Source organism: Pseudomonas fluorescens, from assembly GCF_902497995.1.
GTDB classification, from domain to species: domain Bacteria; phylum Pseudomonadota; class Gammaproteobacteria; order Pseudomonadales; family Pseudomonadaceae; genus Aquipseudomonas; species Aquipseudomonas fluorescens_BK.
Genome location: NZ_CABVII010000004.1, coordinates 59,941 through 83,380, shown reverse-complemented (window position 1 = coordinate 83,380; position 23,440 = coordinate 59,941). Strand labels below are relative to the sequence as shown.

The window sequence follows — 23,440 nt, the reverse complement described above, 5'->3', positions numbered from 1 at the left end:
GCGGATTGGCGTCGTAATTCTGGATGCCGTGAACCACATAAGTAGGGCCCCAGCCAAACCAGAAAGCGCTGCAACGAGTATGCTTTTAACAAGAGACTTAAGCAGCAGGGCCCGGTGAATACCTTCCAGCTTGTCAATTTCGGCTTGAGCTATCGCCTTGGGAAGCTGAAGGATGATCCACCAAGGGGAGACGTTTTTCCCCATTGTGATCGGTGTAATCACTTTTATAAAATTCTCATCGTCTAAATAGAGCGATCGGTTTTCCCCGGCTTGGGCAGCCATTTGGCGTATATCGGGTAGGCCTAAGGATTCATATGTTTGACCAAGCTTGGAGGACGAGGGCGTATACGCAGCAACAATCCCCGAGCTAGTTACAATGGCGATATCGCCTGCCCCGCTATATAAACTCTGCTTCGCCTTCATCATGAAGTCTTGAAGATCTGTGATGGCGACGTCGACTCCAACTACCCCGGTAGGCTTATTATTTTGGTTAACGGAAGTTGATAGCGTGGTCAATAGTACTTCTTGGCCGCCCAGTGTAGCGGTGAACGGAGGGGCGAGGCAGGCTGCGTTACTTTGCAACGAGCAGCGATAGAAGTAGTTGAATGGGAGACCGCTTTCTCCCACGGTCTCGTCATGCAACTTTCGTTCAGCAGTTGGAGCATTAGCCACGATACCTGTATTTCGATTCCAATAGCTGGCAAAACGTCCCACATCGTTTGAACTATATTGAATCGAGCTGACGAATTCTTTGTCATTACCAAACTGGTTGGGCTCCATGATGGCCTAAACGCCTAGTAACGTACTGTCATGCAGAAAGGTCGATTTGACCGCTCCATCCGCTGTGTACCTTGAGACAATCCCAGATGTGCCATAGGTATCCGCTACCCTCTGAATACCAGAAAACTGGATCGCTAACTGGTTTAGCGCGGCGTACTTTTCGCTAAAAAATTTCTCAACTTGGATCGCTTGAGCGGTCGCGGTGCTCTGTAGTTGTCCCTTGATAGCCCTTTCAATAGCCGCGCGGCTAGCTTCGCTCGTTAGCTCTCCTGCTGCTTCGTTCTGTTGGATGTTGACGTAGGTAATTGCCCCAATCAGAGCAACCATACAGACCAAGCTCAGTGCGGTGATTCTGGTGCGTATAGACATATTACCCAACATCATGAGCCCTCAAGCTGATAACAGAATTGTCGATAGGGTGGAGGTGTGTAAGGTGGAGAAAAGCAGTGGGCGTACCTACTAGTCATAAAAAAAGACCGGCGGGTTTTAGTATTCCTTACAAACCGCAACGATTGCAAGAGGAAGCTGTGGCCCTTAAGTGATGCGTGCATCGACAAGCGGGAATCGTCAGACGAATGCCCGAGCTTGACGGTTTGGTAGGCTTAACATACCTTCGGTGCTGAAAAACATACCCGTTGGTATGTTGCGCTTCGAGTTCCTGCTTGAGGCATTGATGGCTTTGAATGCGAAAGGGGCGGGTCATGAAAAATGGGCAGGGCGGGAAAAAGGTAGCGGTATTTAGCGATGGTATCGATGCATTGCTTTACGGTTATTACCTTCAACGCTTTGGAGTAAGCGCAGATGTTTTCTTCTCTGACTCAAGTGCCCCTAACATTGCGTCCAACCATCTGGTGTCGACTTGGCTTTGCCTTCAGCGCGAGCCGATGGCCAAGAAAATAGCGGTTCAAGGCATCGCCGAGTTGCGTGAAATTGCCATCGACCTCGGTGCGAAAGTGCTTGCTTCAGACTCCGGCACAATCATTTTTGAACATCGGTCAGACTTCGTCGAATCTCTAGAGCAATTCGCCCGCGCATGCAGGGCGCAGGGCCTACTTGTTGAGGTTTCCAGAAATGCAGGAGGCATGGGATTACCGTTCGGAACCTTGGCCGCAGTAAGGTTTATGCAGGATGTTTCGATCTATCCCAGAACATTGAGCAATCGATTGATGGAGTCGTTCTTGGAGCGTGGAGGTGCGATTTACCGAGAGAGAAATTTCGACCAACTCCGTATCGTAGATGACCTGTATGAGATGGTGCTAGGTGGTGTTGCTCACTACTACGACACAGTGGTTGTAGGTGGTAATTATTCCCCAGGATCAAACCGGTTGGGTGAGTCTCCACGTGAATGCCCTGAATCCTCCATGGGAATTTTTGGTCGATACCTGTCTTTTGAGCGAGCAGCACAAATACAGCAGAAAATGGATGAGAGACCCTCCGCTCAGCCTAAGCGTTCTTTTTTCGAGCATCTGCTCAAGGTTGGCAAAGAGGCTCCCAATCAAACGCCCGAACTCCCATCGTGGGCAGGTATCCATCCTCTCTCCGGAGTCAAGAATGGTTACATCGTCGGTCAGAGCGGTGAGCTTGCCCACTGTATCGCTGCTGCGAGGGCTCTAGCCGAGTATGTATCCTCGTTCGATGAACTCTCAACGCATGAGCATTCTTCATCCAGTCGAAACGTCTCTGCTGAGCCGCAATCGATCCCTTGGATTATCTAGTGCCGTACCGAGCAGATCATACATTTAGCGAAAACATACCAGAGGGTCAGTCAAAAAGACTGACTGGCTAGACAGTATGATTTCGCTCGGATACCATCTTTCAATGTCAGGTCTTTCGCCTGGCGTTGATCGATAGGCAGGAATGAATAATGAACGAGACCCCGAAGTACTGGAGCAGCGCGGTAAGCGATGTCCAGGACAACACCGTGTACATCCGTGGTTATGACCTGGGAGACATGATTGGCAAGCTGAGTTTTGCCGATGCGACCTATCTTTTGATCCGTGGCATGCTTCCATCGGCAGGTCAGTCGAAAATGATTGAGGGCGTTTTGTGTTCCGTACTTGATTACTCGCTACGTAAGCCAGGAACCGCTGCCGCACGCTTCTGTGTTTCCAGCAATCCATCGATGGTGGCGGGATTGGCAACTGCAGTATTGTCGGCAGGGGAGTATTCACTAGCGCCTGATCAGACTGGGCTCTTCCTAAACGCAACTATCAACGCTGCGAAGCAAGCTGATTCGCTTGATGTAGCTGCGAATAGCTTGGTTGAGGGAATGAGAGCGCGTAAGGAGCGGGTTCCCGGCTTGGGCCATCCTGCTTTCAAGTACACCGACCCTCGTGCTCAGCAGTTGAAGCAACTGGCCATCGAGACAGAAGTCTGGGGTGATATTTGTGAGTGGTATGAAGCCATTCATAGAGCGTTTACGAGCCAAGCGGGCAAACCCGAAATCGTAATCAACGAGGTTGGGATGATGGGGGCTATTCTGGCGCAAATGGGCTTTACTCCAGCCGAGATGACCGGGCTTGCGGTGATATCTACCATGCCGGGCGTTGTAGCTCATATTTCGGAAGAACTGCAAAGCAAAGTCCGCATCCGTGTTATTCCTGATGAGCAGGTTGACTATGCTCGTGAACGTCGAAATTTCGTTGAGGATTTCGCTCAAGTGAAATCGAACTGAAAAAAAAGCGCGATTCTTATCGCGCTTTATTCATGTGGCTGCGGGTCACAAAGGGTTTATTGCAGGTAGCCACCAGACATGAGGTCGCAGTAGTAATCAGCAATCTGTTCGGGGGTATGCGAGCCTTGTTCATTGAACCAGGTATGCAGCCAGTTGCACATGCCCATGAAACCCGAAATGGCGATATGGGGCGGCACGTCCTTGAACGTTTTCTCCAGAATGCCTCGTTGATACACAACCTCGATCTTCGCATCATATTCGCGCTTGCGTTTGCGCATCAGTACTTGTTGATCAGGTTCAAGTTCGCTTTCGTCTCGGAAGTAGATGGCCGTCCAATCTTTTTGCTTCATCACATGCAGCGCATGGCTATGAAGAATACGACGAAGCGCTTCATCAGCAGGCAGATCTTGAGACTGAATTTCATCAATTGTAGCCTGATACTTTTCGTACATACGATTGAAAATCTGCCACAAAATCTCGTTTTTATTTTTGAAGTAGTAATACACAACTGACTTGGTGTAGCCCAACCGTGCAGCAATATCAGTAATAGTAATCGCCCGGAACCCTTTCTCAGCGAACAGGGTGGCAGCGGACGACAAGATTTCATCTTGCACGTATGCTTGCTTTTTTTGTTTAAGTTGGTCTCGCATATCTACATTCATTGGGATACACCAAATAGTATTAAGCAGTTAGCGTCTCAATCAGTGATGATGCAGACGCACGAATAAGTTCAGGTATCTCGATAGCCTTTCGGGCTTCAAGATCAAAATATACAGACGTCATAGCAATTTCTGCGCAGAGCTGCTTCTTGTTATCAAACAAAGCGTGATGAGTAATCATTGAAGTGCGCCCAACTTTCTTGAGCGAACTCTCAACGTGAAAAACGGATCCTACGTGGAGCTCTGATCGGAAATCGATTTCATAGTGAACGTCGGCCCAGCCTTGTTTACGGCTCAATCGCCAATCAGCGTCGTAGCCAAGGTGATCAACCAGATGCCAGAAGGCTTGGTCGAATGACGCTATATAGTGCTGAACGTTCATATGACCCATCGCATCGGTCTGTGCTGGGTATACGACACCTCGGTACGTGATCATTTGTGTTGTTCTTCCTTTCGGGTTCATCCCCAGCCCTGGAATAGGTTGCCGATCAGGTTAGGCTAGGAAATTGTCTTTTTTTTATACCGCCAAGTCAAATTTCCCTTCGACTAGGTTTATTGAGCGAGGCGGTCACTCCAAAACTGTGGAGGGGGGAGGGCGGCGTAAATATTAGGCGCGAGGCAGAACCGCCACGCCGTCGATTTCGATTCGAATTCGCTCGTCGTAGAGCCCGGCAACCTTCAGCAAGGTGTTGGCAGGCGGGCAGTCCATGTTCACAAAGCGGTTGCGCACCTTTTTGAACGAAGCAAGGGTCTCGGGTGCGACATCGATCAGGTAGGTATTCATTCGAGCTAAGGCCTCAAACCCCACTCCAGCAGCTTCAAGCGTGATGCGCAGATTCTCGAAGACGGCAGTGGCTTGAGCTTCGAAATCGCCTTCAACAACTTCACCTTCACCGTCGACTGGGGCATGACCGGTGAGGAAAAGTAGCTCCCCATCCACAACCTTCGTGGACATCGAGACGCCTGGATAGCCGGGCCCTGCATTAATTGCCTTGATCATAAGACACCTTCCTATTTGATGGACTGAACGCCATGGCTAAAAAAAAGACCTTCTGGTATAAATTCTAAACCTTCCGGACGCTATCGCGCAAGGTGGCGCTGGAGCAGGAGCCAAAGGAAGCGTTCCATGCAAGTGGTAGGAGACCGTTTGAGGCTATTGACATGTCTTCCAATTCAATCATACTGACTGGGCGGTCTAATTTTTATTACGGCGGGTCTGTTTCTTGGGCTGATACTTCCAGAAGGCATGCAAAGCAGATGCGATGCGCCCTCCGGCAGCGATTAGATCGGGAGAAGACTGCTCGTATCGTCTGAGCAGCTGGCTTTGATTGAGGAACACTGATGACCATCGCATGCCTTACCTTCGATTTCGACGGCGTTGCTATTTGGTTGAGCACGTTCAAGCAGGTTTCCCCGACGCCTCTGTCTCGTGGGGAGTTCGGCGCAAATGTTGGTATGCCGAGGCTTTTGGATGTGCTGGAGCGCTGCGAAGTACCTGCTACGTTTTTCGTTCCAGCACACACGGCCTCCACTTACCCTGACATTGTGAAACGTATCGTTGCTGCTGGGCATGAAGTGTCTTGCCACGGCTACGTTCACGAATCTCCTGTCGGATTGCCGCTGGAGGAAGAGCGTCGATTGTTGGCTCAGAGCATTGAGGTTCTTGAAAAGGTAACGGGGGTCAGGCCTGTCGGGTATCGCTCTCCAGCATGGGACTTAAGCGATAATACAATCGACCTTTTAGAAGAGTTCGGGCTTATTTATGACAGTAGTCTAATGTCGAATGATTTCGAAACTTTCTTCGCCCGAAAGAAAGATGTTCTGTCTGAAGATATCTTCGAACATGGTGAGCAGAGCGAGGTTTTAGAGTTTCCTGTCGCTTGGGAGTTGGATGATTATCCCTACTTTCAGTTTTCACCTCGTCCGCTCAATACAGGTCTTCGCTTGGCAGAAGATGTCTATAAGTCTTGGTCTGCGGAATTCGACTATGCGCACCAAGTCAGCGGGGTATTCACCCTGACTTGTCACCCGGAGATAATTGGGCGAGGCCCTCGAATTGTAATGCTTGAAAAATTGATAAAGCACATGCAACAACCTGGTGTTGAGTTTATGACCATGGGCGATGCCACGAAACATATCAAGAGCAAGTCTGTTTAATCTGGAGAAATAAGAATGAATAGTGCAGTCCAAGCCAATAGCCTGACCGGAATCGGCCAAAACGCTCTTTACTTCGATCAGTTGGAGATTGGCCAAGAGTGGAACTCCCCGCGCCGAACAATTACCGAGGCTGACATCGTGATGTTCGCGGCTCTAACTGGCGACCACAACCCAGTGCACACTGATGAAGAGTTTGCTAAGAGCACTGTCTTTGGTGGTCGTATCTTGCATGGCCCAGCAGGCTTCGCGATTGCAACAGGTCTTGAGAGCCGTTTGGGGATCAAAGAAGGCACAGCGATTGCCTTCTTGGGTATGACATGGGATTTACGTGGCCCGATCAAAATCGGGGATACCATCCATGTATACCAAAAAGTAGGCTCCAAACGTGAGACCAAAAAGCCTGAAGTGGGTATCGTCAATTTCCTGGTTTCACTGGTCAACCAGCGTGGAGAATCAGTGCAGGAAGGTGAATGGAAAGTGATGATGCACTGCAAGCCTGTTTAAATTAAAGGCTCAACCAGCACTAACGTCTCTCTGAGGTTTTGTCATGATATTCAGTGGTATCCAGGCCCTCGCTGGCAGCAGTATGGAAAAGATTGCCCTCCGATTTGAAAGGGAAATTCTCAGCTACGGGGCGTTAGTGTACGAGGTTGACCAAGTGGCGTCCCACTTGGTGAATGCAGGAGTGAGCGTTGATACTCCGGTGGGCGTCTACTGCGAAAACGGCAGCGCCACGATGATTCTGTATTATGCAGTAGCGAAGATTGGAGGGACATTTGTTCCTCTAAATGCTGTCCTGACGGCAGCAGAAGCCAGTTACATCATTGATCATGCACAGATAAAGTATCTATTTGTTGATCAGGCGCTTGCCTCTGTGGCACGAGAGGCCGTGGGCGAGCGGCGCTGTCAGATTTTCGACACAGGCTCCTTCGTAAGGGGCGCAAAAGGCGCCAAGCTAGCGAATACTTTCGAAGGTAGGAATGCGGATTTTCTGATTGTGTACACTTCTGGTTCCACAGGAGTGCCCAAAGCGGTTCGGTACACGCAAGATGCTGAGTACGCTGGAAACCGCTCACTGATTGAGCTGTGGAGTATTACTCCAGAGGACAAGGTACTTGTGTCACTGCCTCTAGGTTTCCTCTATGGGCTTTCGACTGCTGCTTCGATGGCTTTCCAGGCCGGTGCTGAAGTCATTTTGCTCAGGAAATTCCGTCCAGCCGATGTGCTCAATGCCATCGTTGAGCATAAGGTTACAGTGTTCCACGGTGTGCCAACCATGTTTTCTATGATGTTGGAATATGCCGAACAGAACGACTTGAAATTCGACCTCTCCTTTATGCGTCTTTTCATTTCTGCTGGTGCTCCCTTGTCGAGAGAGTTGAAGGAGCGCTTTGAGCGCCGATTCAACAAGAAAATAGAAGACTACTATGCGTTGACGGAAGTTCGTCCGGTTTTTGGGCGCTACGCTTCGCGTGCTGTAGAACTTCCGCCAGGTGCAATTGGTCAAGCAGCACCAGGGGTCGAGGTCAAGCTAATGACAACTGACGGTCAGTTGGCCGCTGTCGAAGAAGTTGGTGAGGTGTGGGTTAAAGCCCCAGCCACTACTAGCGGGTATTACAAGGCCGCCGAGCTCACCTCTACGTCTTTTGTTGATGGTTTCTTCCGTACAGGTGATCTCGGTTTCCGCGACGCTGAAGGGTTCTATTACCTCACCGGGCGTATTAAGGACATCATCATCAAGGGGGGGGCGAATATCGCGCCTGCTGAAGTGGAAGATGTCATCTGCGAGCATCCTTCTGTATTGCTGGCATCCGTCATTGGAATACCGGATCCGAAATTCGGTGAGTTGCCTTTCGCCTATTTCGTGACAACGCCTGGAAAGGAAGTCACCGACCAAGAGCTACTCTCCCACTGCCGTTCAAAGCTTGCGGAATTCAAGGTGCCCGTTAACTTTACGCAGCTTTCCGAAATGCCATTGGGATCAACCTCGAAGATCGACAAGAAAGCATTGCTGGAACTTTGGAGGCAGACCCAAAATGCTTGATAAACTGAAAGTCTCAGTCGCCGTTTTTGAAATTCGGCGCTATCAGAAATTCCAAGACTTCTCCGCGCACGTAAGAACTTTCGTCTCTGATGCAAAGTTGGCGGGGAGTCGGGTATTGCTTCTGCCAGAGTTCCTCCCAATGGGCCTCCTCTGGACAAATTCAAGGGCTGCCGAAGTCACCAATGAGACAGTTTCATCGTTTTATCGGGAAGTGTTGACACCGTTGTATCCTGAGTTCATCCAAACCTTAAGTTTCCTGGCTGAGGAGTACGACATCTATATAGTAGGTGCGACTTATTGGCATGAGGAAAATGGAGCGGGTTATAACAGTGCCTTCGTCTTTAAGCCGGATGGATCGTTCGAACGGCAGCACAAGGTGCACCTCACTCGCGGCGAGAAAGCTATTCAGACGTCGGCCTCACAAACGTTGAATGACGTATTTGAGGTAGATGGCGTCAAGTGTGGAATTTTCGTTTGCTATGACGTGCAGTTCCCCGAGCTGACTCGCCATTTTGTGTCTCGTGGTGCCGAAGTCATCTTCGTGCCAGCCCTCACAGAAGAGCGTGGTGCTTGGCGGGAATGGTTCAGTGCACATGCCCGTGCCTTGGAAAATCAGGTCTATGTTTGCGTATCACCATTGGTCGGCGATCTCGGCATCCCTCAAGACTATCCCGTGCGCTGTATGGGCAAGGCATTTGTAGCTTGCCCTATTGATAACAGGATGAGCATTACTGACGGCACATTCGCCGAATCGGAATTGAATGAGCCTGGATTGCTGAATATAGAGCTGGATTTGGTCAAGCTTCGGCTCTCTCGTGAAAAGGGAGAGGTGCGCCATCTCCGTGATCGTCGGCCGGATTTTTATTCCACACTCGAAAGTTGAGGAATAGAATTTTAAAGAATCGAACAGCGTTTTTAGGGCTGTACCAGCGGCCCTCTTTTTATTTGTAGCCCTGCCACAACTCCTATAATTGAAGGGTGTTATTTATGAACGCCGAAATTTCTATCGCATTACCAAAATCAACTTCATCTTCCGTAGATCGAGGCTGTGTATTGCGCCTTGAAGGTGTGAGTAAACGATTTGGTGATATCACAGTATTGAAATCCATCGATTTCGAACTTAAGGGTGGCGAGGTAGTAGCTCTAATTGGGCCGAGTGGTTCTGGAAAAAGCACACTTCTTCGCTGTATCAACCAGCTCGAGCCGCCTACAGCAGGCCGAATTACGATTGGTGAGTTGTCCATTGATGCCTCGGTCGGTGCAACGCGCGCTCAGTTAGCGGGCATCAATCGCAAACTGGGAATGGTATTCCAGTCGTTCAATCTCTTCCCTCACATGACCGTACTGGAAAACGTATCACTCGCTCAGCGACGTGTACTCAAGCGCAGTCATGAGGAAGCAGACGAGCGCTCGATGCAACTCCTGCAGCGAGTCGGTCTGGCCAACAAGGCGAGTATGTATCCGTCCCGCTGCTCCGGCGGACAGCAGCAGCGAATTGCTATCTCGCGGGCACTGGCGTTGGATCCAGAGATTATGTTGTTCGATGAACCGACGTCCGCCCTTGATCCTGAGGTTGGCCTAGAGGTTCTTGCGGTGATGCGTGAGCTGGCCAATGATGGAATGACAATGATGGTTGTAACGCATGAAATGCGGTTCGCCGAAAATGTCTCGAATCGGGTCATTGTGATGGCCGATGGTGAAATCATTGAGCAAGGTGAGAGCGCCCAGGTAATGAGGTCTCCACAGCATCCGCGAGTCCAGCAGTTTCTTTCGGCAGTGCGAGACCGCTAATGGACATGTTCACAGTAATCCAGAAGTTGAGTGCAGGATTGCCCTGGACGATTGCGCTTACCGTGGTCTCCTTCGTTGTCGGTGCGTCACTGGCGATCCCGGTTTGTATGCTTCGATCCTCCCGCAACACTGCAATCTCTTATTTCGGTGCGACGTTGATTCTGATCGTTCGCTCCGTACCTCCCATTGTTTGGCTTTTTGCCGTGTTCTTTGCAATCGGCCAGCATGTGATTCGCTTGAGTCCGTTCGCTGCAGCAGTGATAGGACTCTCCCTTATCACCGCAGCCAACTTGGCCGAGATTTACAGAGGGGCTCTCAAGGCAGTTCCGAAGGGGCAGACAGAAGCTAGCAAAGTAATGGGGCTTTCGGTTTGGCAACGATATCGATATGTCCTGGCACCTCAGGTCATGCGTATTTCGCTGCCGTCAGCCAGCTCTTACGCAATTGGACTGCTAAAAGACACCGCGATCGCCTCGGCAATCGGAGTGGCAGATGTGGCGCTGATCGCCAACCAGCTCACTCAACAAACCTACCAAGGCTTAGAAATCTACGCTTGGGCGGCTGTGGCCTACTTTGGCCTTAGCTTTTTTATGGCGTATGTGTCTCGGGTTGTGGACTTCCGTCTTCGGATGAGGATCGAGCGATGATCAGCACGTTTAATGACTGGGCCGAATGGTTCCCTCGACTCTGGAGTGGCTATCTGCTGAGTCTTGAGGTTGCATCACTGAGTCTACTCATCGGCATTCCCTTGGGTCTCTTATGGGCAATCGGTGGTCAGGCGAAGACAAAAGCAATCCGTTGGGCTTGCGTCGTCCTTGTCGAGCTGGGCAGAGGAGGGCCAGTGCTCATCCTGCTTCAGTTTCTCTACTTTGGATTACCTAATACTGGGCTGACACTTTCCTCTCTTAGCGCATCGATCGTTGCTTTGGCCTGGAGTACTGGGGCATATACAAGTGAGATAATCCGGGCGGGCCTCAATGCCGTGGCGGCGGGGCAGCGCGAGGCAGCTCAGACGCTTGGTCTGAACCGGTCGGACATCTTGCGTATAATTATTATCCCACAGGGCTTACGGATTGCGTTGCCACCGCTGTTAGGTTTCGCACTCTTGATCCTTCAGGCAACTTCTCTGTGCTTCACTATTGCGCTTCCGGAGTTGATCAGTGCGGCCAATGACATTGGCTCGGAAACGTTCCAATACATGTCTATTTTGAGCCTTACGGGCTTAATGTACGCACTTGTATGCGTACCCGCGACGTTCGCAGTGAACTACTTGGAAAGACACTTAGGCAGGCACGATTGAAAAAAAGGAGCGCTGAGCGCTCCTTTTTTATTGTGTGTCCACCAAGCCTTGCTCAGATGTGTCCCCCCTTGGGATTTAATTTCAAGGCGCTCGCCCAGTGCTCGGGACAACAATCGCGGCCATAAATCGGTCGTTTGAAACCACTGAAGGGATCAAGTTGTTTCCTGGATAACCCGCAAAGGATGTCTGCTGGAGTTAAGCGAAGCGACTTCGGATTAAGCGTGATGATTCAGTCAGATGCATTTACTGGTAAGACCTGAAGTCGCCTGATTGAACTGCCCTTCCATCGTGCGAACTGCTCCGTGGCATCCCAGCGCAGTGTGGTGATCTGAGACAGTGCATGCGCTCGACTCAAATGTGGGTTCCTCCCGATCTTGAAGTCCGGCATCGACCTATCCGATGTACTTCTGCTCATCTGTTTTGATCCTTTCGGCGATTAGTTTCGATTGACAAAAGTCTTGAGCTGTCAGCATACTGACTGGGCGGTCTAAAAAATAGTATTATTGGTATGAGGCTCGTTTTCCGCTTCAATGGTTCATGAGCGACCTTCGGATTGCAGGTAGGGCGTAGCCGTCAGAGGTTCCAGATTATGAAAGAGGTAAGTGGCGTGAATCACCGGTCGGGTCTGGAGGTCGTGATTGTCGGCGCGGGAATGATTGGCCTCTCAGCTGCTTATTTTCTGCAGCGTCTGGGCGCAAAAGTAATGCTGCTTGAGAGAGGCTTCGTCGGAGATTGCATTCCGAATCTTGAGCTAAAGCGCGTGTTGGCTTACTGCAAAGGAACGCAGACAGGGGAGCTTACTGAACGGGGTTTAATGCTCGCGGAGGAGTTGGCCGGCGAATTGGGTTATGTAGGTAGTCTTCAAGATATTGAGGGTGAACCCTACATCTATGACGCTAAGAGTCCTGGTGGTAAACGGGCCATTTTACTTTCAGATTTCGCAAAGGATCTTGCCGTACATTGCCAGCAGGCGGGGGGGCGCGTGATCGAAGCCAATCCCGTTAGCTCGTTGCTCATGAAGCATAACGTCGTGCATGGTGCAGTGACGGCAACTGGTTCCATTGTTGCAGACGAAGTGGTCATCTGTGCCGGATTACAAAGTGTGGGATTGATCGGAGCGATCGGTCTGTCGTTACAACTCAAAGCCGCCGAGAACCAATTAGGTGCAAGCTCTGCACGTCAAGGCATTCCAGGAGTATTCACTGGAAAGGTACCTCTGACGCCGACTGGTGCGCCTTATATTGGGCGTCCGGTAGGGTTTGATGGGCTTTATTTGGCGATTGGTCACGATACGAATCCAGCTGCGGCGATCGCGGTAGGGGAGATGATTGCCGAGGCCCTCTATAGATCAGAGGATGTGTTTGCACTCTCTCTTGGTCGGGTGGACTACTCAGCCAATCAATCGTCCGACCCTCTCAATAACGCTCTCTGACTCGTGCTGCGGCCCCTATGAATACGTCGTATGTTTCCGGCAAAGATAAGAAATCAGCAGAAAGGGCCGAGGTAATCCGGGCCACTGCTTTGAAGTTATTTGTAGCTGAGGGATTCGGTTCGGTGAGTTTGCGAAGAATCGCTGATATTAGCGGGATTCAGGTGGGATCTCTCTATAACCATATTGATGGTAAGCAGCAGTTGTTGTTTGAACTAATTTTTGAAGCAGAGCAGAACCTGCTGTCCGCTTTGAGAGCTGCGGTCGAAAAAGCTGTTGAGCCAGTCACGCAACTGGGAGCTTACGTTGAGCAATATTTCATCCATGCTTCGCTGAATAAAGAGCTCCATCTTCTCGCTGTTCGAGAGAAGAGGTGCTTGGATGAAGGTGATGCTACTAGGCTTAAATCGTTATTGCTCAAGCATGAACGGCTTATTCACGATGTATTAAGCCGAGGTGTGCAAGCCGGAGTATTCAAAGTTCCAAGCCTAGAGTTTGCGATAAAAGCAATCTGGAGTTTGCTGGATGGAATGCTCGGAAGTGTAGCGACCAATCCCATTGATGTATCGATTTGCGCAGATCAACTTAAGACCTGCGTGATCCGCCTCTTGGGGGGAGGCGCTTCGGTAGTACTCGTTTCGCATGATCTTGGTGGGGCGAGCGCTACCTCGATCGGGCGCAGATGATTAATGAAAATTTAATTACGTGAGGTGAGTGATGTTTGATCTGAAAGGTAAAGTAGCTGTTGTCACCGGTGGAGAGACCGGTATTGGCTTGGCCATTTCTCGAAACCTCGCCACAGCCGGCGTAAAAACAGTTATCGGTGGCATCCAGCCTGAGGCCGGTGCTAAAGCGGTTGCAGAAATCGAAGCTCTGGGCGGTGAGGTCGTATTCGTACGTACAGATGTTCGTTCTCAGGCCCAAGTGGAAGCTCTGGTACAAACAGCTGTCGATAAATTTGGGAAACTGGACATCATCGTTAACAACGCCGGCGTATTTGACGGTTTCGCTGATGTTATGGAGACGACCGAAGAGCTGTGGGATCAAATCACGGGTATTAACCTGAAAGGTACCTTCTTTGGCTGTCAAGCTGCACTGAAGCATATGATCCCTCGTGGAACAGGTCGAGTAATCAATACCTCTTCGATCGGTGGCTTGGTCGGCCGTGCTGATGGCGCTTCTTACACCGCCTCGAAGTTTGCTGTCGTCGGATTAACCCGGCAAATGGCAACATCCCACTCTGAGACCGGCATCACCTTCAATACGGTATGCCCAGGTGTGATCGCCACCGACATTCGCGGCAACTCTGCTTCGATTCTGCCGAAAGCAGCTCATCTTATGAATCGTGGTGTAGGTGCGGCAGATCCTGAGGCTTACAAGAAGTCGATTCCGGCTCGTCGCAAAGGCACTTCTGATGAGGTCGCTGCTGCAGTGCTGTTCTTGGCCTCGGACGAGGCGAGCTATATCACTGGGCATTCGCTGGTGGTAGATGGTGGCTTCGTCGCCTGATTCTCCTTGCGTGCTCGCCAATTCGTTCAGCTGAGAACTCCGCTGGCTTGTTTTGGTGATTCGACCGGCTCCATATTGGAGCCGGTTTTTTGCTTGTGCGCCAGGCATGGCGCGTTGCGCGTAAGCGCAACCAGCTTGGCTGTGGTGGCCACGCTGGTGACTTGGAGGTGAAAGTCCTCTACACACCCGGCAAGGGGAAGTGTTAGCCAGAGGCAAGGGTGTCGTGAGTGACTGCGAATCTGAAGGAAGCCCGAGGCAAAATGCTGGCCTGACGAACAGGAAGCGGATAGAGGCGGCGCAGCGGGGTAAGGAGGCAAGCATCTTCAAAGCCCGATACTTGCACAGAACGCTGTGACGTAGATCCGACAGGCATAAGCAGGAAGGTCGCGCGAATTACCCTGGGAGATCTGCACGTTTGCCATTGTGCTACCGAGCGTCGAGAGGCGACGGGATGAGCGTGCAGAAGTCAGCCGAAGCCGTAGTAAGTGGCGAATAACCCCGTCACCAAGGGCCGAACAGGTTATGCCGCCAGTAGGCGTCAGAGTCTCGTCGAATGTTGAAACGCAGAATATTCTCCCAGAGAAAACTGTTACCCCAAGTCCCGGACGGTATCCGAGGATGATGGCTGACAGGGCGCAAGCATCGACGGCGTCTGTGACGTGGACGAACGCGGAGCCGGACACGCTGATGGCGCGGGTGCTTGCACCGGCTAACCTCAAGCGTGCGTATCAACGCGTAGTCAGCAACAAGGGCGCACCGGGTGCCGATGGTATGACGGTCGACCAATTGGCAGGCTACGTGAAACAGTATTGGCCGATCCTCAAGACTCGGTTGCTGGCCGGCGAGTACCAACCGCAAGGTGTACGCGCCGTCGACATCCCCAAACCCAAAGGTGGAACACGGCAATTGGGCATTCCCTGTGTCGTGGATCGCCTGATCCAACAGGCTTTGCTGCAACAGCTCACACCTATCTTTGATCCGCTGTTCTCGGACTACAGCTACGGCTTTCGTCCGGGCAGAAGCGCTCATCAAGCTATCGAAACGGCCCGTGCCCACGCGGCGGCGGGTCACCGCTGGTGCGTGGAACTCGATCTGGAGAAATTCTTTGATCGGGTTAATCATGATGTTCTGATGGCCCATGTTGCGCGTCAAATCGAAGACAAACGTGTGCTCACGCTGATCCGTCGCTACCTCGAAGCGGGAACAATGTCAGGCGGTCTCGTCAGCCGACGGCAGGAAGGGACGCCGCAAGGCGGCCCGCTCTCGCCGTTGCTGTCGAACATCCTGCTCAACGAACTCGACCGCGAGCTGGAACGGCGGGGCCATCGCTTCGTGCGCTATGCCGATGACGCGAACATTTATGTGCGCAGTCGTCGCGCAGGTGAACGGGTGATGGCCGGCGTTGAGCGTTTCCTGAGCGAGCGCCTGAAACTGACGCTGAACCGGGAAAAGAGCCGAGTAGCCGGGTCGTGGATGTGTGATTACTTGGGCTATGGGATGAGCTGGCATCAACAGCCGAGACTAAGAGTGGCAACGATGAGTCTGGATCGCTTACGCGACCGACTTCGAAGTTTGCTGCGCACAACGCGAAGCCACAGAGTGGCGAGCGTCATCGAGCGGATAAACCCCGTACTGCGTGGTTGGGCTGGCTACTTCAAGCTGAGTCAGAGCAAGCGGCCACTTGAGTATCTTGATGGCTGGGTGCGTCACAAACTTCGCTGTATCATCTGGCGCCAATGGAAGCAGCCCTCGACGAGGGCGCGCAACTTGATGCGTCTAGGGCTCAACGAAGCCCGTGCTTGTCACTCAGCATTCAACGGTCGAGGCCCTTGGTGGAATTCGGGAGCACCCCATATGAATCAGGCGCTGCCGAAGAAACTCTGGGATCGACTCGGGCTGGTATCAATACTGGACACGATAACCCGGCTTAACCGCTTAACCTGAACCGCCGTATACGGAACCGTACGTACGGTGGTGTGAGAGGACGGCGGATGTAAATCCGCCTCCTACTCGATTGATTCCCGCCATCTCTCAATACTTACGGTTTGCAATATGGGCATCAGTAGTGTGGGCAGAGTGAGCAAATTGTCGCTACGCCTTCAATTGTTCCGCTTCCTCCTGTAACTGTAGCCAGCAGTCTTCCAATGCTTCAATTTCGACTTCCAGTTGACTCAATTGACGTGCAATGTCCAGCAGTTCTGGATGCGCCGGCCTGATCGACAACCTATTTTCATGTCGGGCTTTTTCGATCTTGAGTTCTGAAACGCGCAGCTCATTTTCTAGAAGCTCGCGCTCAATGATTTTAAGACGATTAGCTGATCGAGGTCTGAGCACAGACGTCTTCCGATGCGATGTTAACTCAGTCGATGGAAGGGTATGTCCAGTGCTGGCATCGTTGACCGAGCGTTTTCCTTGGTCGAGCAGATAGCGTTGGTAGTCTTCAAGGTCTCCTTCGAAAGGCACGACCGCGCCGCTTCCCACGAGCCAAAATTCATCGCAGACTGAGCGAAGTAGTGCGCGATCATGACTTACAAGCATGACGCTTCCATCGAATTGGTTCAGAGCTATTGCAAGAGCTTCGCGGGTAGTCAGATCCAAGTGGTTGGTTGGCTCGTCGAGCAGTAACAGATTGGGCCGTTGCCATACGATCATGCACAAGACGAGACGAGCCTTTTCCCCTCCGCTCAATGTGCTTACCTTCTGTGTAACCATGTCGCCATTGATGTTGAAAGTGCCGAGAAAATTACGTAGCTCTTGCTCTCGAGCAGAAAGCCCAGGCTTATCAGCCAACCTTGTCAAATTCAGCATATGAGTCAGGGGAGTCTCAGTCACATCTAGAACGTCCAGTTCTTGTTGTGCAAAGTAACCTATGGATAAACCTTTGCCTTCGATGATGGATCCTGCGAGCGGTTTCAGATTGCAAGCGATAGTTTTCACGAAAGTGGATTTACCTTGGCCATTTGCCCCCAGAATGCCTATACGCTGGCCTGCCAATACGGATTTACGAATGTCACTGAGGATGGTGAGCCTTTCAGTATCAAAGGTTTCTGTATAACCAAAGTCGACCTCATCCATCGTGAGCATCGGGTTTGGTAGATACAGGGGCTCTTTGAAGGCAAAAGTGAACTCGGCGTCGGCGATTACGGCGCTGATCTTTTCAATACGCTCCAAGGCTTTGATGCGGCTTTGTGCTTGTCTTGCTTTCGTTGCCTTATAGCGGAAGCGATCAATATATTTCTGCAGATGCGCCATCTTTTCGTTCTGCTTGGCGTGTGCTGCGTGTTGTTGCTCAAGAGACTCTGCGCGCAATTTTTCGAACGCGCTGTAATTGCCGTTGTAGCGATGAAGCTTGGTGTGCTCTAGATGTACGGTGACATTGGTTACTGCATCGAGGAACTCCCGATCGTGGCTGATCACAAGCAGAGTGCCCTCGAACTTGCGAAGCCAGGTTTCCAACCAAATCAATGCATCCAGGTCGAGATGATTAGTTGGCTCGTCTAGCAGTAGCAGATCGCTGGGGCACATCAGCGCGCGGGCCAATTGCAACCGCATTCGCCACCCTCCGGAAAAGCTGTTCACAGCGTTGTGCAACTCATAAGGCGTAAAACCGAGCCCTAGAATCAGTGCCTGGGCGCGCGCAGCAGCATCATGATCGCCAGCGTCCGCTAGGTCGCTATAGGCTTGTGCCATAGCCATACCGTCATTCTGTGCGGCTGCTTGAACCAGCTCACCCCTTGCTTTCATCAACCGGATGTCACCCTCAAGAACGAACTCAGTCGCGCTCCTATCCGTCTCTGGCATACTTTGTTCAACTTGAGATATTTGCCACTGAGACGGCAGCTCGAACTCGCCGGCATCTTCGTGCAGTAGACCCGTCAGTAACCCAAAAAGACTAGACTTCCCGGCCCCGTTACGTCCGATTAAAGACGCTTTCTCGCCACTGTTGATCAATAAATGGGCCTCCTGCAGGAGTACCTTCTTGCCTAGCCGTAGCTCGATATTTTTTAGAGAAATCATGAGTCTCGGGAGGGTGCGATTGTCCGCTAATTGATAGCGCAGAAGGGGGGGGCTCGTAGGCCAAATTATTGTCTTCGAGCAGCTTTTTCACTGCTGAGGGTTTGCTGGCTATCAGACCAGCGAGATGCGATGGCGCACCCGCTGGAGCACACTGCCGACAGCGACGTAGTCATCGTACTGCGTAATCTTCGGTGCAATCCCCAAGGCTGACTCCAGGACTCCGAATCCTGGCGCATAGTCTTCTGTCGAGTCGAATAGCCGCGAGGCCTGGGCTGTCGCAGTTTGATATTTATGGCGTAAGGCGGTTTGCAGGAACCTATCGCTGTGGGGGCGAAGGGGCTTAGGCGCAGCTCACCCCCGCAGCGATGTTCCAATAGCGGACGGTTGTTAGTCTTCCAACAGCTTGTTGAGGTTTTCCATGACTTCAACGTACTCACCAAGCATTTCTGCGAAGATCTGGCGAACAGTAGTTTCCTGCTGCATATCTCCAACGATCTGGCCGACGGCATAAGTCCAATAATCAAAGCGGCGAACGCGCTCGGCCCGGCGCAGCGGTACACCACCCAGAATCGATTGCAGAGGGAAGGTGAGAGGCTTTACGTCCTCCGCTTTATCCCACGCTTCGGTGTAGTTGCTGCGTAGGATGCGGCAGTTTTTGCCGGTGAGCGCTTTACTTACTACCGCGTCTTCAGACTTCGATTCGAACATGCGCTCTTTCATGTTTGGGGTGAGGTCGCTTTCCCTGGTTCCCAGCCAAATTGAGCCGCACCATGCTCCTGCTGCACCCAAGGCCATCGCTGCAGCAAACTGACGACCTCGACCGATACCACCAGCTGCCAAAACTGGGATCGGAGCCATCGCGTCAACAAGTTGCGGCCACAGCACCATCGAGCCTACACGGCCAACGTGGCCACCGGCTTCAGCACCTTGGGCAATAAGCACATCAACCCCAGCCTCCTTCTGCTTTACGGCGTGATCTACGTTGCCTACCAGCGCACCAACCTTAAGGCCGTGCGCATGCACCAAATCAACAACGTGTTTTGGGGCTGCGCCCATTGCGCTAACGATGAACTTCACACCTGGATGACGCAGTGAGATTTGCAATGAACGCTCACTGTCGCTTGGCGTCATTTTCATCTTGTCGGCATGTTCTTGAGCAAACGCTTTAGCGTCATCGTCCGGCAGCTCAGGAATGCCAGCATCGTTCATCATGCGGTCGACGAATTGGCGATGACCCTCAGGCAATATCTTCGCTGGATCACGATCGTCTGTGAGCGGAGCGAATGTCCCTGGAAAGACGATATCCACTCCATAGGGTTTGCCGTCGATGCGCTCATCGATCCATTTCAAAGACACTTCAAGTTCTTCTGGAGTCATCCATGCGGCGCCTAGAATGCCCATACCGCCAGCCTTAGAGGCTTCAAGCACGACATCACGGCAATGGGAGAAAGCGAAGAGCGGGATGTCGATCCCGAACATTTCAGTGACTGCAGTACGCATAGGTTACAGACCTCTGGTGTTGCCGCTTTATAGCAGCGCTTCTATGTAAATCGGGGGTCGATGGGTGCTGGCGACCTTCCTGGAAAATATCTTAGACCCATGAGTCTTTTTTGTATACTGCTAAGTCAAAAGGTTGTACATTCGATCTCAAGCCACCTTCGTCAGCCCCTTGCCAGAGGCTGTGCCTTTAAATGCCGGTCACAAGAAAGCGTGCGAGCGGACAGAGGCAAAGTCACAGGTAGTTGGTCGGCGATCACTACTTCATCGTATGAAATGCTAGGCACCCTAGGAGCATCGCATGCACATCGTTGTAACCCTCAAGCAAGTATTTGATCCCAACACCCCACCTGTGCTGTTGCAGGTTGCACCGGATGAAAAGTCGATCGAGATGCGCTCGGGCATGAGTCCAGTCCTTAACGGATATGACGCAAATGCTGTTGAGGAAGCGTTGAAGATCAAAGAGTCCGTCGGAGGCACCGTAACTGTCGTTACTGTCGGAGATGATCAGGCAATTGCTCAATTGCGACGGGCAATCGCTATGGGGGCTGACGGCGGAATTCATATTTCGGGAGCGACTGGCTTGGGCTGCGATAGCTTCGTTATCGCTGACCAGCTTGCGAGAGCAATTCGAAAGATCGGAAATGTCGATCTTGTGCTCTCCGGGAAAGCGTCTTCCGATACTGACGCTGGTCAAACTCATCTTATCCTGGCGGAAAAACTAGGCTTCGCCTCTATTTCTCCGGTCAAGGCAATCGTTCAGGTTGAGACGGATGCTCTTGTTGCTGATCGAATGGGGGAGGACGTTACTCAGCGTCTTAAGGCGCGTCTGCCATTGCTGATTGGTATTTCTAATGAAATCAACAAGCCTCGTACAGCTGGGCTTAAAGGGGTGATGATGGCCAAGAAGGTCGTTATCCCTACCTGGACAGAGGCGGATCTGGGTGAGCTTTCATCGGCTCCGGTTGTGGAGTTAAAGAGGCTCTATATCAAGCCCCCTGTGAAGGTAGATACCGTAATGATTTCCGAAGGGTCGGACGAAGCAAATGGTCGTGCCTTGGCTGATCGTCTGGTTCAAGAAGGGGTGATCTGATGAATAGCATTGTCGTTTTTGGTGAAGTTCAGAATGGCCTTCTCAATCAAGCTAGCGCGGAGGCGGTGACAGCCGCGCTGAGTGTGCGCGAGTCGGGCACTGAAATCGTCGGTGCTTTGATCGGCAGCAGCATCCCTGTAGGTGTATTCAGTACCGCAGGGATTGATCGGCTGTTAATCGCGGATGACGCTCAAGTTACGGAATACACCTGCGAAGCGTTTGTCAGTGCCGCCGCGGAAATCGCGAAAAAAGCGGGTGCTGAGCTGATCATCATTCCTCACACTTCGAATGCTTTGGAATGGGCGCCTCGTCTCGCAGCGCGTTTAAACGCCGCCTTGGTAACAAACTGCACCTCGCTTGAGCGTGAGAGTGGTGCGCTACTTGCGACGAAGCCGGTCGCTGGTGGGGCAGTGCAAGCTCAGTATGCAATCAGTAGTGAACTCAAGGTCGTGACTCTGTCGGCAGGTGCGTTTGTCCCTGCAGAGAAAGGTGCAGCAGCTCCTGTTGAACAAGTCTCGCTTGGCATCATTAACAACCCTGTCGAGGTGCTTGAAACGATTTCCGAAGTAGCCGGCGATGGCCCCTCCTTGCGTAATGCAAAGGTGGTGGTCTCTGGTGGTATCGGAATTGGCAACGCGGAAAATTGGAAGATCATTGAGGATTCGGCCAAGAGCCTTAATGCTGCTGTAGGTGCGACCCGTGCAGCGGTCGAGATGGGGTGGGTTCCCACCACCAAACAAGTTGGTTTTAGCGGCCTAAAGGTTGCAGCCGATCTCTACGTAGCTGCGGGTATCTCCGGGGCAATTCACCACTTGGCGGGCATCGGTCGAGTCAAGAATGTCGTGGCGATTAACAGCGATGGGGAAGCAAACATTTTCAGCGTTGCGAATTACGGCGTAGTGGGCGATGCGAAAGCCGTCCTGCCTGCTTTCGTTGCGCGAGTACAAGAGTTGCGTAGCAAGTAGGTGGATTGCGATGACTATTACAAAAGAACAGGTTGTCGTCGTCGGCGCAGGCGTTGCAGGTTGTACTGCTGCGCTTGAAGCCGCGCGCCGAGGACTGGCTGTGACGCTTATTGATGAACATCCCCAAAACACGGCAGCTATGAGTTTGGATGCACCTTACTTCTATGGTGCGCGCCTTGCTCCCGTACTGTCGGACGAGGGCACCATCGCTGATCGTGTATTGGGTTCGAACGACTTGCTGATGGATTGTCTCGAAGCGGGCGTCGAGGTGCTGACCAATACTTGTGTATGGGGTCTATTTGTTCCAGGTGCCAATAATGAGCACTTGGAATGCAGCCAAGTTGGTCTTGCAGACGCTGAAAAGTCCTGGATGCTGGGTTTTGACTATCTGATCGTAGCTGCCGGTGCACGGGATCTGGTGTTGTCATTCGACGGTTGGCATCTACCGGGTGTCCTTGGTGCCAAAGGAGCCACGACCTTAATTGGTAAATACCAAGCGCTTGGTGGTAATCAAGTGCTGATTCTCGGTTCGGGTAACCTGGCGCTGCAGCTCGCAATCCAGGCGATTGAAACAGGCATTAATGTTGTAGGAGTCATCGAGGCAGCCAATGAAGTACAGGGAGATTCAGTTCTCGCCGCATCTCTGAAAGATCAGGGGGTGGAGTTCTTCACCGGTTATTGCATCCAGAAGGTGGCGGGCATAAACGAGGTGAGCGGTGCGAGTCTTGTTGCAGCTGATAAAAGCCTTCCTCCAGTGCAAATCACCTGCGACACAATCTGCATGGCCTACGGTGTTGTCCCCAATATAGAGCTTGTGGCCTCTGCAGGTTGCGCGGTCGATTTTGACGCTAATCGGGGTGGCTGGGCGCCACAGCTGTCTGCGGATTTTGAGACTTCGCTTCGCAATGTGTTCGTGGCGGGTGATGCCGGCGGTGTTGCAGAGGCTGCGCTGATCAATCCAGAAGTATCGATTTACCACGGTCAGCGAATTGCGGCCGCCATCGCTATGCGCGAGGGGCAGGAAACAGAGTGCTCAATCGAAGCTCCGGACGTCAGTTCTGACTCTCGGTCGAACTACCCTCCGCAGTATTGGTTGGATGCCCTTGTCAGTGCAGGTGGAATGGACGTCATGGCTTGCCAGTGTGAGGACGTGACACGACGGGAGCTCGTCGAAGTCAGAGCGCCCAAGTACCTGGCTTCAACAAATAGTAGTCCCTGCGAGGCAGTGAAGACCTTCGTTGCAGAGGGGCGCGCGAGTCAGGACATGCTCAAAAGGATGACACGAGTTGGTATGGGGCACTGCCAAGGTCGTCGCTGTCGTGAGCATTCGGCGATGCTGCTAGCAGGGGTCTCGGGAATCGAATTGAGTAAGGTTTCCCCAGGTAGCTATCGAGTTCCTGTACGTGCTTTACCATTGAACATCATTCGTGCGCACGATGAACCCAAAGAAATGCGTGACACCTGGCCGACGTGGCTGCACCCGGTGGAAGACACCATCCCAGGTGCTCATTGAGTAGCTCTGCAG

Annotated in this window: 22 protein-coding genes; 16 read left to right on the top strand and 6 right to left on the bottom strand. The window is 51.9% G+C overall.

From position 1 onward, the window contains the following. Window positions 1-786: 786 nt before the first annotated feature. A complete protein-coding gene (locus F8N80_RS06055) occupies window positions 787-1,107 on the bottom strand; it encodes a hypothetical protein (RefSeq protein WP_150783455.1) in 321 nt (106 codons plus the stop codon). Between the two features lie 374 nt (window positions 1,108-1,481). On the opposite strand from F8N80_RS06055, the gene F8N80_RS06050 reads away from it, so the two are divergent. Both F8N80_RS06050 and F8N80_RS06045 read left to right on the top strand, forming a co-directional pair. After that, window positions 1,482-2,495, top strand: coding sequence for an FAD-dependent oxidoreductase (locus tag F8N80_RS06050; RefSeq protein ID WP_150783454.1), 1,014 nt, complete (start codon window positions 1,482-1,484; stop codon window positions 2,493-2,495). Window positions 2,496-2,644: 149 nt separating this feature from the next. Then, window positions 2,645-3,454, top strand: coding sequence for a citryl-CoA lyase (locus F8N80_RS06045; RefSeq protein WP_150783453.1), 810 nt, complete (start codon window positions 2,645-2,647; stop codon window positions 3,452-3,454). Window positions 3,455-3,510: 56 nt separating this feature from the next. On the opposite strand, the gene F8N80_RS06040 is transcribed toward F8N80_RS06045, so the two are convergent. The 3 genes from F8N80_RS06040 to F8N80_RS06030 all read right to left on the bottom strand — a co-directional run bounded on the left by F8N80_RS06040 (window position 3,511) and on the right by F8N80_RS06030 (window position 5,113). After that, window positions 3,511-4,116, bottom strand: a complete 606-nt coding sequence (locus tag F8N80_RS06040) for a TetR/AcrR family transcriptional regulator (RefSeq protein ID WP_150783452.1) — start codon at window positions 4,114-4,116, stop codon at window positions 3,511-3,513. Between the two features lie 19 nt (window positions 4,117-4,135). After that, a complete protein-coding gene (locus F8N80_RS06035; RefSeq protein ID WP_224790643.1) occupies window positions 4,136-4,576 on the bottom strand; it encodes an acyl-CoA thioesterase in 441 nt (146 codons plus the stop codon). 144 nt (window positions 4,577-4,720) lie between these two features. After that, complete coding sequence (locus tag F8N80_RS06030; RefSeq protein WP_150783451.1) at window positions 4,721-5,113, bottom strand: RidA family protein; 393 nt, start codon at window positions 5,111-5,113, stop codon at window positions 4,721-4,723. Window positions 5,114-5,454: 341 nt separating this feature from the next. Between F8N80_RS06030 and F8N80_RS06025 the strand changes: the two genes are divergently transcribed. The 11 genes from F8N80_RS06025 (at window position 5,455) to ltrA (ending at window position 16,287) form a co-directional block, all read left to right on the top strand. Further along, the gene (locus F8N80_RS06025; protein ID WP_150783450.1) at window positions 5,455-6,270 is read left to right on the top strand and encodes a polysaccharide deacetylase family protein; all 816 of its coding nucleotides are present in this window, start codon (window positions 5,455-5,457) and stop codon (window positions 6,268-6,270) included. 15 nt (window positions 6,271-6,285) lie between these two features. Further along, entirely contained in the window at window positions 6,286-6,774 is a 489-nt protein-coding gene (locus F8N80_RS06020; RefSeq protein WP_150783449.1) for a MaoC/PaaZ C-terminal domain-containing protein, read from the top strand. Between the two features lie 82 nt (window positions 6,775-6,856). Beyond that, window positions 6,857-8,314 carry a class I adenylate-forming enzyme family protein gene (locus tag F8N80_RS06015; protein ID WP_263596945.1) on the top strand — a complete coding sequence of 486 codons (1,458 nt, stop codon included), beginning with the start codon at window positions 6,857-6,859 and terminating at the stop codon, window positions 8,312-8,314. Then, window positions 8,307-9,197 carry a nitrilase-related carbon-nitrogen hydrolase gene (locus tag F8N80_RS06010; RefSeq protein ID WP_150783447.1) on the top strand — a complete coding sequence of 297 codons (891 nt, stop codon included), beginning with the start codon at window positions 8,307-8,309 and terminating at the stop codon, window positions 9,195-9,197. The genes F8N80_RS06015 and F8N80_RS06010 overlap by 8 nt, the downstream gene beginning before the upstream one ends. Window positions 9,198-9,301: 104 nt before the next feature. Beyond that, window positions 9,302-10,105: an amino acid ABC transporter ATP-binding protein gene (locus tag F8N80_RS06005; protein ID WP_150783446.1), complete on the top strand. Its 804-nt coding sequence runs from the start codon at window positions 9,302-9,304 to the stop codon at window positions 10,103-10,105. A gap of 5 nt (window positions 10,106-10,110) precedes the next feature. Continuing rightward, a complete protein-coding gene (locus F8N80_RS06000) occupies window positions 10,111-10,752 on the top strand; it encodes an amino acid ABC transporter permease (protein WP_150783570.1) in 642 nt (213 codons plus the stop codon). Continuing rightward, window positions 10,749-11,405, top strand: coding sequence for an amino acid ABC transporter permease (locus tag F8N80_RS05995; RefSeq protein WP_150783445.1), 657 nt, complete (start codon window positions 10,749-10,751; stop codon window positions 11,403-11,405). Before F8N80_RS06000 ends, F8N80_RS05995 begins: the two co-directional genes overlap by 4 nt. Before the next feature lie 589 nt (window positions 11,406-11,994). Further along, window positions 11,995-12,837 (top strand): NAD(P)/FAD-dependent oxidoreductase, encoded by an 843-nt coding sequence (locus F8N80_RS05990; protein WP_150783444.1) that lies wholly within the window; start codon window positions 11,995-11,997, stop codon window positions 12,835-12,837. 17 nt (window positions 12,838-12,854) lie between these two features. Next, on the top strand, window positions 12,855-13,520 hold the full coding sequence (locus F8N80_RS05985; protein WP_150783443.1) for a TetR/AcrR family transcriptional regulator: 666 nt from the start codon (window positions 12,855-12,857) through the stop codon (window positions 13,518-13,520). 31 nt (window positions 13,521-13,551) lie between these two features. After that, the gene (locus F8N80_RS05980; protein WP_150783442.1) at window positions 13,552-14,343 is read left to right on the top strand and encodes an SDR family NAD(P)-dependent oxidoreductase; all 792 of its coding nucleotides are present in this window, start codon (window positions 13,552-13,554) and stop codon (window positions 14,341-14,343) included. A gap of 522 nt (window positions 14,344-14,865) precedes the next feature. Beyond that, window positions 14,866-16,287 (top strand): group II intron reverse transcriptase/maturase, encoded by a 1,422-nt coding sequence (ltrA, locus tag F8N80_RS05970; protein ID WP_150783440.1) that lies wholly within the window; start codon window positions 14,866-14,868, stop codon window positions 16,285-16,287. A gap of 147 nt (window positions 16,288-16,434) precedes the next feature. Here the strand turns inward: ltrA and F8N80_RS05965 are convergent, their stop codons facing one another. Both F8N80_RS05965 and F8N80_RS05960 read right to left on the bottom strand, forming a co-directional pair. Then, window positions 16,435-18,360, bottom strand: a complete 1,926-nt coding sequence (locus F8N80_RS05965) for an ABC-F family ATP-binding cassette domain-containing protein (RefSeq protein WP_150783439.1) — start codon at window positions 18,358-18,360, stop codon at window positions 16,435-16,437. A gap of 387 nt (window positions 18,361-18,747) precedes the next feature. Further along, complete coding sequence (locus F8N80_RS05960; RefSeq protein ID WP_150783438.1) at window positions 18,748-19,860, bottom strand: NAD(P)H-dependent flavin oxidoreductase; 1,113 nt, start codon at window positions 19,858-19,860, stop codon at window positions 18,748-18,750. A gap of 298 nt (window positions 19,861-20,158) precedes the next feature. On the opposite strand from F8N80_RS05960, the gene F8N80_RS05955 reads away from it, so the two are divergent. Genes F8N80_RS05955 through F8N80_RS05945 form a run of 3 tightly spaced genes read left to right on the top strand, consistent with a single transcriptional unit; the run spans window position 20,159 to window position 23,428 of the window. After that, window positions 20,159-20,950: an electron transfer flavoprotein subunit beta/FixA family protein gene (locus F8N80_RS05955; protein ID WP_150783437.1), complete on the top strand. Its 792-nt coding sequence runs from the start codon at window positions 20,159-20,161 to the stop codon at window positions 20,948-20,950. Further along, on the top strand, window positions 20,950-21,915 hold the full coding sequence (locus tag F8N80_RS05950; RefSeq protein WP_150783436.1) for an electron transfer flavoprotein subunit alpha/FixB family protein: 966 nt from the start codon (window positions 20,950-20,952) through the stop codon (window positions 21,913-21,915). The genes F8N80_RS05955 and F8N80_RS05950 overlap by 1 nt, the downstream gene beginning before the upstream one ends. A gap of 10 nt (window positions 21,916-21,925) precedes the next feature. After that, window positions 21,926-23,428 (top strand): FAD-dependent oxidoreductase, encoded by a 1,503-nt coding sequence (locus F8N80_RS05945; RefSeq protein ID WP_150783435.1) that lies wholly within the window; start codon window positions 21,926-21,928, stop codon window positions 23,426-23,428. Window positions 23,429-23,440: the final 12 nt, after the last annotated feature.